The 16943-nt window shown below is 45.7% G+C and carries 12 protein-coding genes and 2 pseudogenes; 2 read left to right on the top strand and 12 right to left on the bottom strand.

Features of this window, described 5'->3' with window-relative positions; genetic code table 11:
• Nucleotides 1-124: 124 nt before the first annotated feature.
• The 11 genes and pseudogenes from FJD32_RS10440 to rmuC all read right to left on the bottom strand — a co-directional run bounded on the left by FJD32_RS10440 (nucleotide 125) and on the right by rmuC (nucleotide 13760).
• Nucleotides 125-2260, bottom strand: coding sequence for a DUF3488 and transglutaminase-like domain-containing protein (locus tag FJD32_RS10440; protein ID WP_181159824.1), 2136 nt, complete (start codon nucleotides 2258-2260; stop codon nucleotides 125-127).
• 23 nt (nucleotides 2261-2283) lie between these two features.
• Nucleotides 2284-3372, bottom strand: a complete 1089-nt coding sequence (locus tag FJD32_RS10445) for a DUF58 domain-containing protein (RefSeq protein ID WP_037430103.1) — start codon at nucleotides 3370-3372, stop codon at nucleotides 2284-2286.
• Between the two features lie 50 nt (nucleotides 3373-3422).
• On the bottom strand, nucleotides 3423-4334 hold the full coding sequence (locus FJD32_RS10450) for an AAA family ATPase (protein WP_037418048.1): 912 nt from the start codon (nucleotides 4332-4334) through the stop codon (nucleotides 3423-3425).
• A 573-nt stretch (nucleotides 4335-4907) separates the two neighbouring features.
• Nucleotides 4908-6092, bottom strand: coding sequence for a glycosyltransferase (locus FJD32_RS10455; RefSeq protein ID WP_037430102.1), 1185 nt, complete (start codon nucleotides 6090-6092; stop codon nucleotides 4908-4910).
• Between the two features lie 335 nt (nucleotides 6093-6427).
• Nucleotides 6428-7471, bottom strand: a pseudogene (locus tag FJD32_RS10460) (transposase).
• Between the two features lie 200 nt (nucleotides 7472-7671).
• Nucleotides 7672-8019, bottom strand: a complete 348-nt coding sequence (locus FJD32_RS10465; protein ID WP_055648454.1) for a hypothetical protein — start codon at nucleotides 8017-8019, stop codon at nucleotides 7672-7674.
• A gap of 640 nt (nucleotides 8020-8659) precedes the next feature.
• Nucleotides 8660-8854, bottom strand: a pseudogene (locus FJD32_RS25050) (transposase); the annotation flags it as partial.
• Nucleotides 8855-8911: 57 nt separating this feature from the next.
• Nucleotides 8912-9109 (bottom strand): hypothetical protein, encoded by a 198-nt coding sequence (locus FJD32_RS10470; protein WP_055648455.1) that lies wholly within the window; start codon nucleotides 9107-9109, stop codon nucleotides 8912-8914.
• Nucleotides 9110-9257: 148 nt separating this feature from the next.
• Entirely contained in the window at nucleotides 9258-9959 is a 702-nt protein-coding gene (locus FJD32_RS10475) for an EAL domain-containing protein (protein WP_037431641.1), read from the bottom strand.
• Nucleotides 9960-10152: 193 nt separating this feature from the next.
• Nucleotides 10153-12078 (bottom strand): transglycosylase SLT domain-containing protein, encoded by a 1926-nt coding sequence (locus FJD32_RS10480; RefSeq protein WP_140907042.1) that lies wholly within the window; start codon nucleotides 12076-12078, stop codon nucleotides 10153-10155.
• 68 nt (nucleotides 12079-12146) lie between these two features.
• Complete coding sequence (gene rmuC / locus FJD32_RS10485; RefSeq protein ID WP_037431362.1) at nucleotides 12147-13760, bottom strand: DNA recombination protein RmuC; 1614 nt, start codon at nucleotides 13758-13760, stop codon at nucleotides 12147-12149.
• Nucleotides 13761-14034: 274 nt separating this feature from the next.
• Between rmuC and msrP the strand changes: the two genes are divergently transcribed.
• Together msrP and msrQ are read left to right on the top strand one after the other, a co-directional pair.
• On the top strand, nucleotides 14035-15069 hold the full coding sequence (gene msrP, locus FJD32_RS10490; RefSeq protein ID WP_037431361.1) for a protein-methionine-sulfoxide reductase catalytic subunit MsrP: 1035 nt from the start codon (nucleotides 14035-14037) through the stop codon (nucleotides 15067-15069).
• 114 nt (nucleotides 15070-15183) lie between these two features.
• Nucleotides 15184-15831: a protein-methionine-sulfoxide reductase heme-binding subunit MsrQ gene (gene msrQ, locus FJD32_RS10495; protein WP_037431360.1), complete on the top strand. Its 648-nt coding sequence runs from the start codon at nucleotides 15184-15186 to the stop codon at nucleotides 15829-15831.
• A gap of 94 nt (nucleotides 15832-15925) precedes the next feature.
• Here the strand turns inward: msrQ and gloA are convergent, their stop codons facing one another.
• On the bottom strand, nucleotides 15926-16336 hold the full coding sequence (gloA, locus tag FJD32_RS10500; RefSeq protein ID WP_037417829.1) for a lactoylglutathione lyase: 411 nt from the start codon (nucleotides 16334-16336) through the stop codon (nucleotides 15926-15928).
• Nucleotides 16337-16943 lie beyond the last annotated feature (607 nt).

The following is a 16943-nucleotide window of genomic DNA, read 5'->3' on the forward strand; positions in this document are numbered from 1 at the left end:
ACTCACGATTTGGGATTGCTGTTATGCATAGCCAATTGCTTTTATGCATAGCAAACGGGCTTGGCAATTCTATGTGTTTGATTTATAAGATTCAACAATCTTGTCTGTCCGCGGTCTATCCTATCTATTTTAACTGTTTACTTGGGCCAAATAGCAGCCAGTTGAGGGCTTTGGCCGCGGCATTAAAGCGCTTTAGCGCCACTTGATAGTCGTTATCCGCCAAGTTTTGGTATTTCAATGCGACGTAGCTTTGGGTGAACGTGTCAAACTCACGACAAAACAGAGGGGATTGCTGCTGGTGCGTGTCAATAAGCTGCGCTGCAAAGGCGTTCGGGCCTAAGTGGGCTGGGCGGGCGATGCCAAATTTACTGAGTCGCTGGCAAATGCGTTGGTACTTAGCGCTGATGGGATCTTGTTCCCTTTTAAAGCGAAATAGCCCTACGCTGTAGGCGATATAGAGGCCAATAAGCCCAATACACACACTCATAAACATTGCGACTTTGGCCTTAGTGACTTCTCCTAAAATACCGCTTAGCACTTTGTTCTGCCGTTCTTGATTAAAACCGAGCACCCACAAACTCCAGTAATAATCAACGCTAGCAAAGCGTTGCCTCAACTCGTTGAGCCAAGGCATAGATTTAAATCGTAAACTGCTAAAAGGGCTTTCTTGCAGGTAACTTTGCTCAGGGGAAAACTCGGCATCAAAGCCTTGTTCAATCCGATTAGGTGCCACCATGGCGGTCGGATCAAAACGCACCCAGCCTTCATTCTCGAGCCACACCTCGGCCCAGGCGTGGGCCATGTATTGATACACGCTGAGGTAATTGGCCTGTGGGTTGTATTCGCCTCCTTGATAGCCTGTCACCATCCGTGCTGGTATGCCGCTGGCGCGCGCCATAAAAATAAAGGCAGAGGCATAATGGGCGCAAAATCCTGCTTTGTTTTCAAACAGAAAGTCATCGACTTGCTGGCGGCCAATCGGTGGGGGCGTGAGGGTATAGAAGAACGGCTGTTGATTAAAATAGCCCATCATGGCCCAAAGTCGCTTATGGGGTTCTGGATATTTAGCCTTAAATTCAGCGGCGAGTTGGCGCGCTCGGGGATTGCTGTCCGCTGGTAGATTGAGGTTTATTTGTCGCTGTTTGTCACTTAAGGTGAGATCCATTTTCGCCTGTGGCCACGAACTGGCATTGTAGCCCATTCGTTGATCGACATTACGCAGCGCATAGAGCCGATAGTCGGGCAAATTCACCAGCTTATCATCTTGGCTGTAGGCCACATCAAGGCCAAATAGCCAAGGTTGATGACTGGGTTCGGCAATCACTTGGTAACGGTAAACCCTTGGTTGGCTATTGCTGGTACTGTTTTGTGTTTTTGGCGTTAACGAGGGCAACTGCCGCGCAGGATCTGGCCTTGAGGGCGGAAAGAAAAACGCATCCTTTTGAATTTGTTTGATACCCGCATCTTGGCGCCATGTTAAGCCGTCATAATCTTCCAGCACTAGGGCGCGCCAGTAGAGTTCGGCTTGCGTGGGGCTGGCATCGGTAAAACTCACCCTAAATGCCAAGGCCGATGAGCGAGTGAGTTTACTGATATCGCCCACGGCAAGGGAGTCCGAGAGCCCGGTTTGGGCTTCCTTCACATTGGGCACAAGCCAAAGCGGTGCAAAACGGGGCAGCACCAAAAAAAGTAATAACGCTAAGGGCATACTTTGCAGCAATAACTTAGCCCCAATCCATGCCGTGTGTTGCCAGCGATGTTGGCTTTGGTAGAGGGTGACCAGTACGCAGGTATTGATAATCGTGACGCCAATAAGGTGCACGGTATTGAGCATGGATTGGTGGTCAATAAAGGTGAGGGCAATTAAAAAATAGCCGACAATCACGACGGCTCTTACATCCCTAACACTTCGCATCTCAATGTATTTTAATGCATAACCTAAAATGAGCAGGTTGACTAAAGCGTTTAATAGCCCAATTGTGCCCGAGACCAGTGCCAGCGTGATTGCCGCGCCGATAGCAAGGCTTGTGACAAGATAACGGGGAGGTTTAGCGACTTTGCCGACATAGATACCAATGCGCCACAGCAAGCAAATGGCGCAGATCCCAAGGGTCCAAGGGGTGGTTTTATCAAATAACGGGCTGAGCACTGCTAAATTGGTGAGCAATAGCCAAAACAGGGTTTGACGACTGATATTATCCCCAGTTTGAGGTCCATTAGCGCGATAGGCATTTAGCTGAGCTGCACTTTCAGTGGCCATTGCACTAGTCATTGATTTGAGGCTCATAGGCGATCCTCAACATGTGATGCTGTTTGAGTGCTATGCCTGTGGGGAGGAATATGTGGCTTATGACTAAATCCATGATTAACAGATAATTTGTCGCTTGTATCTTGCGTTTGTGTATGTGTTCCATAAAGCGCCAGTGCCCGTTGGCAGGCGATTCGGTGCGAGTTACCGAGGGCGGGCGCCAGAATAATATCTTCCCCATTAGGCTGTTGCAGCCAAAGGCCAAAATATTGCTCAAGCTGACTTAAGCGGTTCACCTGCCAGCTTAATTGGCTGAGTTGCTGTTCGAGGTGCGTAGGATCAGGGGCTAATTTTAACCAGACCGGATCACCTTGAGGCTGTTCAAACTCCTTGGTTAACATGCCACGCCCTTGGGCCCATTGTTTCCATGCCACTTGCTTTAATGACTCACCGAGCACATGGGGTTTAAGGCCTTTATATTCATCAATGCCAGCAATATATTTGCCTGCTCGCTCAAGCGGTTCGTCCTGTCCGGATTCCGTTGCGGCTTCAAGTTGTAAGGGGCTTTCAAGCGGCTGGGCATAGACAATATGGGCGTTATCAAGGTCGATATGCGACCATGCACGGCAGAGTCCTAAAGGGTAGGTGGATTCAATCTTCAGCCGTCCAGCGGAGACTATTCCACGCTGTTGATTTGCAAACGACACTAGCGCTTGCTCGTCCTGCGTGCCAACGTGTTTGACTAAATAACCTAAATTATTCGGATAATTTAGGCTGATATGATGGCTGCTGTGGTTTGAGTTAAGCAAAATAGGAAAAGTGATCGTCTCGCCCGCATACACCTCCGGCGGCGTGAGTGCCCGTAGTCGTAGCCCTGCTAAGTTTTTGTAACTATAGAGAATGCAGGTATTGAATAAGCTGAGCAGCAAAATACTCAGGCCAATCACGAGATTGTTCTGATAGTTAGTACCAAACAAGTACAGTAGCAATATCAGCCCCAACCAAACAAACCCAAAGCCACTGGGCAGAATAAAGATACTGCGATGGCTTAAGGTGAACTCAGAACTGGGCGGCATGCGCCTTGCCAACCAGCGCTGCCAAAAAGCAGAAAACACGCGTTTCACACTGTCCTCATCTTCTTATCAATATTCACATTTAATGGCTGATTGAGCCGTTACATGATCGGATTCACACCTGCGAGGATCCGCTCCGAGAGCGCTTCTCCCTGTAATTGACTGCTGGTGCGCAGTCGATGTTCGGCCACGCTGCAAAACACCGCCTGCACATCTTCGGGCACTAAATAGTGTCTACCTTCTAAAAATGCCCAAGCCTTGGCTGCTTGTAACAGGGCTTTGGTTGCCCGTGGCGACAGGCCAATGGCGTCCGTTTGGCTGCGAGAATCATGGATTAAGGCCAAAATATAATTAAGCAGCGCATCGGATGCACTGACCTTATCGCATTGCTCCTGCAATTGGGTTAACGCCAAAGGGGTTAAACATTGCGGCAGATTATCCAGAGTTTGCGGCGTTTGCACAGTTTTGAGCATCGCAAGCTCGGCATCGTGGCTGGGATAACCAATGGAAATCCGCATCATAAAGCGGTCGAGCTGGGATTCGGGCAGTGGGAAGGTGCCTGATTGCTCAGTCGGGTTTTGCGTAGCAATCACAAAAAATGGATTGGGCAATCTGTGGGTAATACCATCGACAGAAATTTGCTGCTCGGCCATGGCCTCGAGCAAGGCGCTTTGCGTCTTAGGACTGGCGCGGTTAATCTCATCGGCCAGCACCATCTGCTTAAAAATCGGACCTGGATGAAACACAAATTGCGCTTGGTGTTTATCAAAAATCGATACCCCGAGAATATCGGCGGGCAGCATATCACTGGTAAATTGAATGCGTTGATAACTTAAGCCTAGGCTCTGGGCGAGGGCATGGGACAAGCTGGTTTTGCCCATACCGGGTAAATCTTCAATTAATAGGTGGCCACGGGCGAGAATACAGGCGAGGGCTAAGCGAATTTGCCGTGGCTTGCCCAATAAAACCTGTTCAAGTTGTTGTAATAGTTGGCTTAAACCAGAATGTGCCACTGGAGACTCCTTGTGCATGGATGAGGTCATTCGCTCTACCACTATGGCGGAATATGCCGCGCTTAGCCAGTCGCTTTTACTGTAAAATCAAACGGCTTAGTGAGATTCCTATTGTCCATAGAGGGGTGAGCCGAAGCATTCGATTATCTGCACACTGTATGATTTGAGGCTGAAAAGCGTTACAAATGAGCTCAATAGAATTTGTTAGTGGAAGAATGGTTGTTTAGCGTTAAGTTCTTTTAGCTCGAATTTACAGGCGAGCCGCGGTATTTGCTCGCCGACGCGGTGAATAGAAACCTTAGGTTTCTAAGCTTATGAACGAGAGCTATGGTCGTTCTCATGCGTCCCTGCATAGCACGACATTCAGGCGTCCTGCCTATCAGATGGCGAACTGGCCGTTAAACACGGATGTTGTGAAAGTCCATCCGTGGATGCCGGGCCACCCGTCTGATGTAAATGGGTTCACGAATGCCTCGATGGCATTCCATTATCCATATCCAACTCGGTATTAGTACTTCCTGTATGTATTCCTGGACTTTCGCAACCGCAGTTTGCCCTAACTAAACCCACCAACTAAATATACCAACGGCTTAACGTCGTTGGCAGTCCACGCAAATGATTCTGCACTGTGGTAAACATATCGATCATTCGATGGTGATAAGTGTGATTTTCCATCAGCGTAGCCAAACCGTGTGCTGCAACAGCTTGTCTTTCGGCATCGTGTTCAAGGTAATACTCACATATTTCCATCAAATCTTGCGTATCTCGAAAAATCACTAAGTCCTTACCATTTGAGAACAGTTGATGCAGATCTTGCTTTTCATTGGTGAGCAGAAAACCACCACAACTTATGACATCAAACACTCGCAGTGGCAAGCCGTATTCCACAAAAGAGCGAGCTAAATTGATATTGATTTTGGCATGTTTGAATATTTTTGGCATCAGGCTGTAGTGGTCAGCGTAACCCGCATATCCCTTCGCAAATGCTTGCCATTCGTTGTTACCATAAACTCGAATTGGTAAGCGCTGTTCTAGGGTATGAATTAATTCAATTCGTTCTCGCCACGAATGCTCTCGTCCCAATAAGTAGGCCAACTTTTCTGCGGTCGTGAGATGGTGATCACCAACTAAATGGTAGCCCGATTCCTGTCTAATGGAGGCTATCAAGTCTTCACTAATCTGTTCGGCTAGCTCGAAAGTGTCACTGGGAGTATTTAAGCTTTCAATCAAGCTGTTACAGCTAGCTAATGTCGCTGTGGTTAACTTGGGCATAATGAATGAGTGATATTCAGTTTTGGTTAGATTGCCTACTAGGACAATATCATTGGCCAGAGACGTATCGTCTTCATGTTGCAAAACTTGGTTTATCCGCGCTAAGTTAGCGGCGACTGGCAGGTGATATACCTGCTTCACACCTTGGTCTCTCAGTCGTTGAGCAACGGCAACATCGTACATAAAAGTGAAACTGCAGGAATTATTAATCGCTTTATCGTAAACGGAGTAACAGGGCGTATCGATTACCCAAGCGAGATAAGGAATTTTGAGCAGTTCACACGCTTCAGAAACATACTGGTTAAAGTTGATGGTAAAAACATAATCGGGCCTATCCGTCATGATCCTCATGACGTTTTCTTTTATTGGCATATAACTGACTAAAAAGCCAAGATTGACCAACGCATCGACACAATCCTGTGCCACCACAGGATGCTCAAATACTATGATTCTGGCAGCATTAGTATTGCTTGGTGTGTCATCCATGATGTGGTCTCCTGATATTAATCGTTGTTCACCGAAGCGAAATTTACAGCGTTATTCAAGCTAAATCATTCGGTTATTGCGAAGTCACTATACGATTAATTTAGCTATTTTTAAACCGCATTCATCAACTTTCAAACAAGCTGCCATTTTAAATCAACAACATAATGCACTTTCTGTTTGCCTACAACCTGCTCGGGCTCAAATGGTTTGAGCGAGAGCTATCAAACGTCGCGAGAACTGAACCTGAGGCAATAAGTTGAACTAATTTATTCAAAAATGGTGTATTTCAGAAGTGGCAAGTGAGCCCATAGTGCATGAAAGGTACTAGGCGATAATTATTTTCGAAGTGATATAGAACAGTTGCAATGAAAGTGCTGGCAGCTTGCCGCAAAGTGCCGTCCTCGCTTTTCGAGATGTTCGCAGTAATCGGTCAGTTCTTGCAAGGTGCCCACTGGACCATGAAATAGCTTGCCAAATTCGGTTGTCAGCTTGAGCCAATTGTCATGGGGAATATTTAATCTGTTAAGTATCTTGGCGCTACTTTCGCTGATGCATCCACGTTTATCATTGCGAATGATTCGGCCGGTATCATCCACCAATTGAAGGTAATCCGTTAAGACAAACGTAATGCCATTGGGTTGGTTGTCGCTCTCGTGACCAATAAATGGCAGGAGATTGCTCGGCTGCTCACCTTTTAATACGGCCCGAATACGTAGTTGAATACTGGTATGGTCGGATTGTTCAGATGTATCAGCCTGTTGGGCTATGATGGGACTTTGCTTGTAATAAAGAGTAATCAACATAAGTCATACAGGCTAACACCGCAGTTTCATCGAGTAGGGCTTGAGTCTCCATAAAATAAATAGATAAACCGACCTTCCCAGAAACGACCTGTGCAGTTATCTTCTTGATTTTCTTGCCTTGTAATGGGTTCGTTGAGGCAGCGCATAAACCAACTGATATCACATAATCGACTGCGATAAAGGGCGATTGCATGCCTTAATCTGTTGACCTCATGCGCCTCGACCAACTCACCTTTTGCGAACTTTTGCGTTAACTCATCGCCTTTAAACAACTTATGCCATTGCTCAAGCACTTCGCGGTCAGTCCAACGATTTGCACTGTCGATATCCACCCGCAGCACCAAATGCAGATGATTCGACATCACCGCAAAGGCCGCCACATCAATAGCAAAAACGGCTTCAAGTTCAAAAAATAATGACTCGACCCAAGCACGGCGATGGTCATAGTTTTTACCCGAGTAACTATCATCACCACATAAAAATGCCCGCCGAACAACGCGACTACAGCAATGGTAATAGGGACTGATGTTAAGGTGAGAGTTCAAGACTTATCTGGGCTCTACGAGGGCGCGGCATAAAAACCTCCTTGTTTAATGCTTAACCAAAGCATAGTCGGAGGTTTACTACCGCGCTATTAAGGCTGGGTGTCCAGTTTTGTTCGATGCCTGTCCTGCCTCTTTATGTTGATCCTTTTGCATCGAGGGGTTATCGAACATCAAAAAGATCTGGCTGTCCTGTTTTCCTGGCTGTCCTGTTTTAGTATTGATTGGGAGCCATTAAAAATCCATTGAATAGAAAATATACCACTTTGGTGAGAGTTGCTTGTAGCCTACTACTGACTCTTGAGTTTTACTCTTTAGTGAACTTTCCCTAAGCTCATCTAAACTCTCATAAACATTATCACTTAAGGCTATCGGCGTGTATAGGACCCCCTTAATTTCACCGCTGAGCACGCTCCCTGAGACTGACAAAATAAACTCTACATATTTGAGCTTTCCTTCATCCATTCTAATATCAATTAATTCCAACTCTGCCTTGGTCATAGCTTGCACAAGCTCTTTCGGTATAGACACCCCTTTAGGTAGCGTTTCTAATTTACCAGAAGCAAGCCTAACCCTCTCCAATTGGGTAGTTCTTTTATGTTGCCAATTAAAACCTCTAAATCGGCTTTGTGTCTTTTTACGTAATTACTTACTTCTTGGTCACTGATAACGTGAAAGTTTGCATCATCACTACATCCTGCAACCAAGGAAACCAAAAATAAAAGTATAAGCCTTTTCATTTATCTATTCTCACAATATGAGTCAAAGAATATGTGGCCATCTAGAATTGCATCGCCGTCCCCTTTGTTATCACCAAATCTGGTTCCGGGGTTTAGTGGCCCATATCGCATACCACGGATGTTAATATCTATGTCATAAAAATGTCCGTTAGATGAACTGTATAGCTTAGATTGCTTATGCTCCTGATAATATCCTGCGCCACGTATAGCTATATTTGCTGTTAAGGGTTTGAACAAGGTTGATATACTAAAGCAAATCCGGCCACCCAATATAAATCAATAACATAATGCACTTTCAGTTTGCCTACAACTTGTAAAAGTTAACATTGTTGGAAAAGAACCATCAAAAGTCATAGGGACAGCATCTGAGACAATAAATTGCGCTAATCCCTTAAAAAATGGGGCATTTCAGACGAGGTAAATCATCCCAGTTCTTAGGAAATACTCAGCAAGGGTTATTTTCGAAGTTATATAAGTCGTTGTCAGTTGCAGCGCAAGTGCTGGCAGCTTGATGCAAAGTGCCGTCGTCGCTTTTCTAAGTGTTCGCAGTAATCGCTCAGTTCTTGCAGCGTGCCCACTGGCCCGTGAAATAGTTTGCCAAACTCGGTGGTCAGCTTGAGCCAATTATCATGGGGAATATTTAATCTTGTCAGTATCTTGGCGCTACTTTCGTTGATACATCCACAAAAAGATATGGTTGTCCCCGCTATTTTTTGCCACGACTTTGATTTTGATTAAAGCATTGAAGCTACAAAAGGAAGGGATGCATAACTTCTAACTGGAACCATCAACTTTTCTATAGGCAGAGCTTTACTTGTCCAATTCCCCTTTTGAACTACGAAACACAATTTGGTGCAAAAAGCTTTTAACCAGATGAACAGTTCAATGGTCATTAAAATTGCCATTGTTGCAACAGTGACCGTTGGCGGCATGGCCGCTCTTTCATCGCGGCATTTACACTTCCATGTGTTGCAGATGCCGAGGTCGAGTCTATAAGGACACTTCTTATTAAATAAATAGACGTCGTGTTACTGGGGAAACAATGACAATTAATATTTTTTATATAAAACTTTATTGTCCCTAACAAATTAACTTTTCGCTTTGCTCTGGGCGGATAAACCAAGGTTTGAATAAAAATCCCTGTACTAGATCGACATTCAGCTCGCGGGCTAGCTGGAGCTGGGCGTCGGTTTCTATGCCTTCGAGGATACATTGTTTGCCAGTGCGTTTGCCAAATTCAATCAATGCACTGAGTAGTGCGATGCCGTGAGGTTCGGCAACTAAATTTAGCCAGTGACGATCAAACTTCAGATAATCCACATTCATCATTAAATCGACCGACAGCATGGAGTGGGGCGCACCGATATCATCAAGTGCCACGTTTATATTTGCTGCTTTAAATTGATGAAACAGTTGATTGGCAAGCTCGGCGTCATTAATGCAGGTATTCTCAATAATCTCTACTGTGACTTGCGGGTGACTGGAGAGTAGGTCGAGTAACTTTTGGGTATGCACGCCGTTAGCTGCATGGGGATCGACATTCACAAATAAGCTTTGTTCAGCGGGGGCGTGTTTAAGCTGAAAGGCTTTGGCCTGATACTCGATCGAAGCAAGTGCATCGCTGTTCTCGTGTAACTGCTCAAATACCAGATTAGGAGCGATGGCTTGGCCTTGCTCAAGGTAGAAACGGGCGAGTGCTTCATAACCATGAATGTGTTTAGTGTGAGGGCAAACGAAGGGTTGGTATTCGCAACTTAAGGATAAACCGCTGAGCTTGAGCATGTAGCAACGCATGGATAATGACTAATTGCTAATTATTCGCATTTAATAGTGCTAAGTGCAAATAAGTTTGCCTGAGTGATGTGCGTTTGCTGATTTTATATACATAGCTTAACGGTATGAATTTGAAACGGTATTATGTTTGTTAATGTAATAAAGGTGGCCTTTGCCACCTTTATTACATTTAGTCTTGTCCTTAGTAATGGAACTTCAGCTCAGCCTCGTTAAATAAAGGCTGTGGCTGTTGTTTTTGCGCTTCGTAAATCAAGCGATAACTTAACACGGCTTGTACATATTCACGGGTTTCGGTGAAGGGAATAGACTCGATAAAACTCATCGCATCGAGTTGACCATTTGATTCAGCTAACCAGCGGCGAACCCTTGATGGGCCTGCGTTATAAGCGGCTGTGGCTAATACTCGGTTTTGATTGAATTCCTTCAATAATTGGGCGTAATAGGCGCTGCCTAAATTTAAGTTAAGTTCGGCACTGTAGAGATCCTTTGGATCGTTGTACTTAGCACCGTGTTTTTTTGCTGTGGCCTTGGCGGTCGCGGGCATAATCTGCATTAAACCGCGGGCACCAACGCCAGACGTTGCATAGAGGAAAAACGCACTTTCGCGTCGGCTAATGGCGCGGATTTCATCGATATTAACTTTGTGCTTTTTGCTCGCATGTTCAAAGCCCGATTGATGCGCCATTGGGAAGCGTAGGGGGATGTCGTCCCAAAGTTTGCCTTGAATACTGGCTTCGACGCCAAAGTCATACCAGCCTTGATCATGGGCATAACGACCATAACGAGCACGCATGTCATTATTGCTGCGTTTGAGCAGTGCCACCCATTCATAACGGGCATCGAAATAACGATCGAGCGCCATCAGCTCCTGTACTCGCACAAAACCCAAATCATCTTCGAGTTTTGGACTGTTCCCATTGATAACCGGCTCAGGACTTTGATTTAGCGATACGGGCTTATTCAATAATTGTGAGGCGGCAAAACCGTAAAAGCCGCGCTCATTGCTAACGGCCGCTAGGGCTTTGGTGGCGCTTTCTGGGGCGTGTTTGGCATTGGTGCGATACAGCCAATATTGCCAGCGCTCTTTGGCTTGAGCTTCAGGTGATAATAAATCTAAGTAGCGAGCAATATGGGTGCTGTCCTGCTCACGAATCGCCCAACGTAAACGACGTTCGAACATATCGTCGCTTTTCATCTCTGGCAGCAGATTATCTGCCCAGTCTTTAAAATTATCATCCTGCTCAATCAATACTCGGCGCACCAGATACTTTTGCAGCTGTAGATCTTGCGCGGGACTAAAACGTTTGGCTTTTTGATACCGAGTATATAAATCGATGGCTTGGTCGAGATCTTTACGGGCAAGGCGTTTTAACCCAGCAGCAACGATATCGCCAACAATAGGATTTTTGTCTTTAAATTTTTCAGTATGGCGCAGGCTATTGGGATCTTTAAATACGGCGACTAAGCGTTTGGCTTCGGCGCTATGGACCGTAATTTTTTGCGATAGAAAGCTCAAAAGACTGGTTTGGCCTTCATCGAAGCTCACTAACATCCTTGCCCAAATCACCTCTTGAGTGCGCTTGCCCGCTTTGGTCCAGGCATTGAACAGAGGGTCACATTCTTTCGGACGGGAATCACCATAGACCCATAGCGACTGCGCGGCGGTATAGGCGGTTTGGGTTTCACCTTTGGCAAGTTTTGCCTCATAAAAATAACACTGTAGTCTGACATCGGTTGGCGCATCTTGAGCCAGCGTCAGAAAATCGTTCCAGCACTTTTGGCTACCAGCATTCAATAAATATTTCGAACGCAGTCTTTGGTACATTGGTGTTGTTTGATATTTATCTATCAAAAACTTAGCGTCATTACCGCGTAAATCATTGAGCCGACCTATATCGATATCATGGTCTAAGTAGATCGCCAGCGGATATTCACCTAACTTAGCACGTAGGGGCTTATAGGTTGCATAGTCTTGTTTCTTCAAGGCTTTTTCAGCCTCAAGAAAAGTCTTTTGGGTCGACGTTAAAGCAAAAGCCGCAGAGGCATTAAATGCACCTGCGATAATAATTGCGCTGGATAACACCATCTTTGTGAATGGGTTGCACATGCAGAACTTGCCTCCGGGCATCAAGGTTACAATCGATTTTTCCCTATCGATTCAGGATTAATAGTGATTTAGGCGTTTTGCTGCGTTTGGGTGTTGAGTTGTTCGAGTGCGGTGGCATCCTCAATTTTTGTTACCCTGGTTTGGTGTTCAGTTGTTTTAGCTGAGCTATCGTTTTCGAACTCGCTGGTTTCATCAATATCACTGTCGTCTAAGGCTTCATTGAGCGCCTTCTCAAGTAACATCTTATCGAGTTGTTTGCTGGTATCAACACCCAGTTGCTGCATTAAATGCGCTTGACGCACCAAATTGCCTTTGCCAGAGGATAATTTATTCATGGCACTGTGATAGGTTTTCTCGGCGTTATCTAAAGCGCGGCCAAGTTTTTCCATATCGTCGAGGTAGCCGCAGAGTTTGTCGTAGATCCGGCCTGCTTGTTTGGCAATGGTTTGGGCGTGTTGGTTTTGATACTCGTAACGCCAGATATTATTGATGGTACGCAGGGCAACCAAGAGGTTGGTTGGGCTGACCAGCATAATATTTTGCTCAAGGGCAAAGTTAACAAGGCTTGGGTCATGCTCTAAAGCCAGCAAAAATGCGGGCTCGATGGGGATAAACATCAGCACATAATCTAAGCTTTTAAGCCCGTGTAAACGCTGATAATCTTTTTGGCTCAAGCCTTTAATGTGGTTGCGTATGGATAGCACATGCTCATTGATGGCCTGTTCGCGCACCAGCGGATCTTCACTGTTAAAATAGCGCTCGTAGCTGATAAGTGACATCTTAGCATCAATCACCACGTCTTTATTTTCAGGCAAATGCACGATGACATCGGGCTTAAAGCGTTTGCCGCTGTCATCTTTGAGATCCTGCTGGGTGTGGTACTCGTGGCCTTCGCGCAGGCCACTTTCTTGCAGCACGCGGTCTAAAATCACTTCGCCCCAGTTGCCTTGCTGCTTATTATCGCCTTTTAGGGCTTTTGTCAGGTTAATGGCATCTTGGCTCATTTTTAAGTTGAGCTCACGCAAGTGCTCTAATTGATGTTTGAGTGCACTACGCTCGGATTGCTCATGGTTATAGGATTCGCGGATTTGCTGCCTAAAACCTTCTAACTGTTGCTTTAACGGCCCAAGTACGCCTTCTAATTGATTGGCGTTTTGGTGTTTAAAGTTTTCGCTGCGCTCTTCGAAAATACGGTTGGCAAGATTTTCAAATTGGGTTTGCAGACGTACTTCGGCACTTTCTAGGGTGGCGATCTTTTCCCGCAGTGATTCTTGCTGGGCATCCGCTTTGGCCTGAATGGTTTGTTGTAGGGCATTAGATTTAGACAACGCCAGTTGTAATTCGAGTTGACGGCGATGACTATCGTTTAATTGCTGCTCTAAACTCGGCACGCGCTCGGCTAAGGCCTCGGCTTTGCCTAGATGTTCGATTTTTTGCTCTAGGCGCTGCTGGCATTGACGGAGTTGGCTATCTTTATCGTCCACTAAGATTTGCTGCTGCGCGAGGGAAAGCTCTGCATCTTCGTTCACTTGGCGCATTTCTTGTTCTAACTCGTCCTTAAACTGTTGCCAGCGAGAACGGGTGAGACGTTGATTGAGTAGGGCACCGATTAACAGTCCTAAAAAGGCCACGGCGATTAGGCCGATGATCTGGGCGAGGGAAAAAGATTGAGAAAATGGCATCTTACTAGCACTCCTTTTGCGATGGCGCTTAGGGTCGCATGCCCCTAGAAAGGCTTCAAGTGCTTTAATAAACAATCTGTTTAGCTGATGACTCAAATGAGCAAGATTTAGTCGCTTAGGTTGATATAGTGTGAGGGATGAAATTTTTTTGCGGTTTTCTGTGTCTATATCACTACAGCTTATCAACACAGGTTAATTTACCTGAGCTTTATGGGTGAGCGCTTAGCGTTAGCAAAAGCCGGTACATAACATTTTATTTTTGCAGAGGTGTCAATTGACTAATCAATCACGTTTTACACCGGGTATTTTGAAAAAAGCACGCTGGCATATACAAGACAATCAAGTTACTCCTGAGTCGGTCTTTAAGGCACGTCGCCACATAGTGAAAGCCATGGGGTTAGGTGCGATTGGTGCCAGTATCCCAGGTTATGTGCAGGCGGGATTATTTGATCTGTTTGGTGATCAGCCCAAAACCAGCTTTATCACCACGCCACTGACTTTTGAGGCCAATGCGCGCTTTGGTCAGGGTGAGGTGCTTACACCATTTGATAAGGTCACAACCCATAATAACTTTTATGAGTTTGGTACCAGCAAACAAGACCCGTCTGATAATGCGCAGCAGTATAAAGTCGACCCTTGGCAATTGCGTATTGAAGGCGAAGTTGAGCGCCCCATGACGCTTGATTATCAGGATCTGACTAAGCTGTTTCCGCTTGAAGAGCGTACTTATCGACTGCGCTGCGTTGAAGCTTGGTCGATGGTGATCCCTTGGGTTGGATTTCCACTTGCGGCGTTATTGAAAAAAGTGGGCGTAACCAGCAAGGGAAAATATGTTGCTTTTGAGACCGCCTTCGATCCCGAGCAAATGCCAGGACAAAAAAGCCGTTTAATGGGCGGTGGCATTCATTATCCATATGTGGAAGGCTTAACCATTGCCGAGGCGATGAATGAACTGACGCTGATGTCAGTCGGGCTGTATGGTAAAACCCTGCCGCCGCAAAACGGTGCGCCGATCCGCTTAGTGGTGCCGTGGAAATATGGTTTTAAGAGCATTAAATCGATTGTGCGTATTCGGGTGATGGACAAGCAGCCACCCACCAGCTGGAATCAACTCGCACCCCATGAGTATGGGTTTTATGCCAATGTGAACCCAGCTGTCGATCATCCCCGGTGGTCACAGGCGAGTGAGCGGCGCATCGGTGAAGGTGGGTTATTCTCGGCGCAGCGCATCGATACATTGCCTTTTAATGGCTATGGCGAGTTTGTGGCCTCTTTATATGACGGCATGGATTTGAGGCAGTTTTATTAACCCATTCGGTGACCGTATTCTAGGCGCAATCGATTGCGCCTAGCGAACAAGTTGCAATATCTGTCTAGTGAGATAGTGGTTAGCGCCTTTAAAGGGGAAAAGAGTAGGAGTCTTATGTTCAACATCACGGCGTTAAGAGTCACACCAAAACAGCTGCTCTGGGTAAAGTTAGTTTTTCATTTGATTGGGTTTATCCCGATTACTTGGTTGGTTTTTACTGTGCTGTCGGGGCGTGCGGGCGGCGACCCTGTGCAGCATATTATCCACTTTACTGGAATTGGCGCACTCAATGCGCTACTGGCAACACTACTGATTTCACCTATTGCCAAGAGATTTAAGTTAGGTTGGTTAATGCAGACTCGCAGGCTTGTCGGCTTGTATGTGTTTGCCTATGCCACACTGCATATTGTGGCGTTTTTCAGCTTAGATCTGCTGTTTGCCTGGGAGTTGTTTTTCAGCGAGGTGGCGAAACGGCCTTATATTTTAGTTGGTGCTGTGGCTTATGTGATTGTGAGCGCCTTAGCGATTACCTCATTTAAGGTCTTAATGCGAAAAATGGGCCGCCGTTGGCAAACGCTGCACAATGGAGTGTATGTCGTGGCGATACTAGCACCGATCCATTTTTATTGGTCGGTCAAATCCGAAATCATCGAACCGAGTCTGTATATCCTCGGTTTTGGTTTGTTGCTCGCATGGCGTTTACCCATTTGGCAGAAGAAGCGCAGCAGCCGTATCGCGATGGCCGCCGAGGGCAAGCGATAATCTGTAGTGTTGGCATTTATCAACGAGCAAAGAAAACGGCGTTTGCATACACTGCAAGCGCCGTTTTTATATCAGACGTTGGAAGATAATAGGTTTAACCTAAACCTTGGGTTGCCGATTTCATTTGAATAAATTCAATCTTATAGCCGTCAGGGTCTTCCACAAAGGCGATTTCGGTGGTGCCACCCGCAACAGGGCCAGGCGCGCGGGTGACTTTACCGCCTGCGGCGGCAATGGCTTCACAACGAGCATAAATGTCTTCATCACCAATGGCGATATGGCCAAAGCCTGTGCCGAGATCGTATTTTTCAGTGCCCCAGTTATAGGTCAATTCAATCACCGCTTGGCCTGTTGATTCTTCACCGTAGCCCACGAAGGCTAAAGAATATTTGTATTCTGGGTTTTCTGAGGTGCGTAGCAGCTTCATGCCAAGTATTTGAGTGTAAAAATTAATACTGCGCTCTAAGTTACCAACGCGGATCATTGTGTGTAACAGTTGTGACATAGGATTATCTCGGTCAATGAATTATGCCGGCATTATAACAAAAATCATTGTTAATCGAGTCTTAATGTTAATCGAATAAGCGAATTGCTATGCCTTGATTTTTGAGTTGATGTGCGCTAGGCGAGATTGCATGGTGTGAGCTGTATCACGTCACCATTAAACGCGATGTGAAAAGTACAGGATAATTTAGGTCTTGCTCACAAAATAACTATCTCAATATAGGCATTTATCGCAGGCTTGATAATAATGGGTTCATACCCACTAGGAGAGTGAATATGAACACCGAACTTAAAATGGCGCTAGGTACTACAGTTGTAATTGCTTTATTTTTCAGTGCATTCTTCGTATCTATGTTCTGATACCGCATTCTAATCAAATCCTGTGTTAAGGCGCTTAAATCGGTTGATTTAAGCGCCTTTGTGTTTCTAGACTCCGCCGTTTTCCGTATCTGTCCGTTTTAACATCTCGTGATTGTCGGCAATATTTCTGCAAATAGTTTGAAAAATGATTATTTTGATATTTATATATTTTGATTTTCAAACTAAAATGTTGGCAGACATCATCAAACACCACAGGTACTTTTGTCCAAATCGGTCAGATAAGGGCA

This window comes from Shewanella sp. LC6, assembly GCF_006385735.2.
GTDB classification, from domain to species: Bacteria; Pseudomonadota; Gammaproteobacteria; order Enterobacterales; family Shewanellaceae; genus Shewanella; species Shewanella xiamenensis.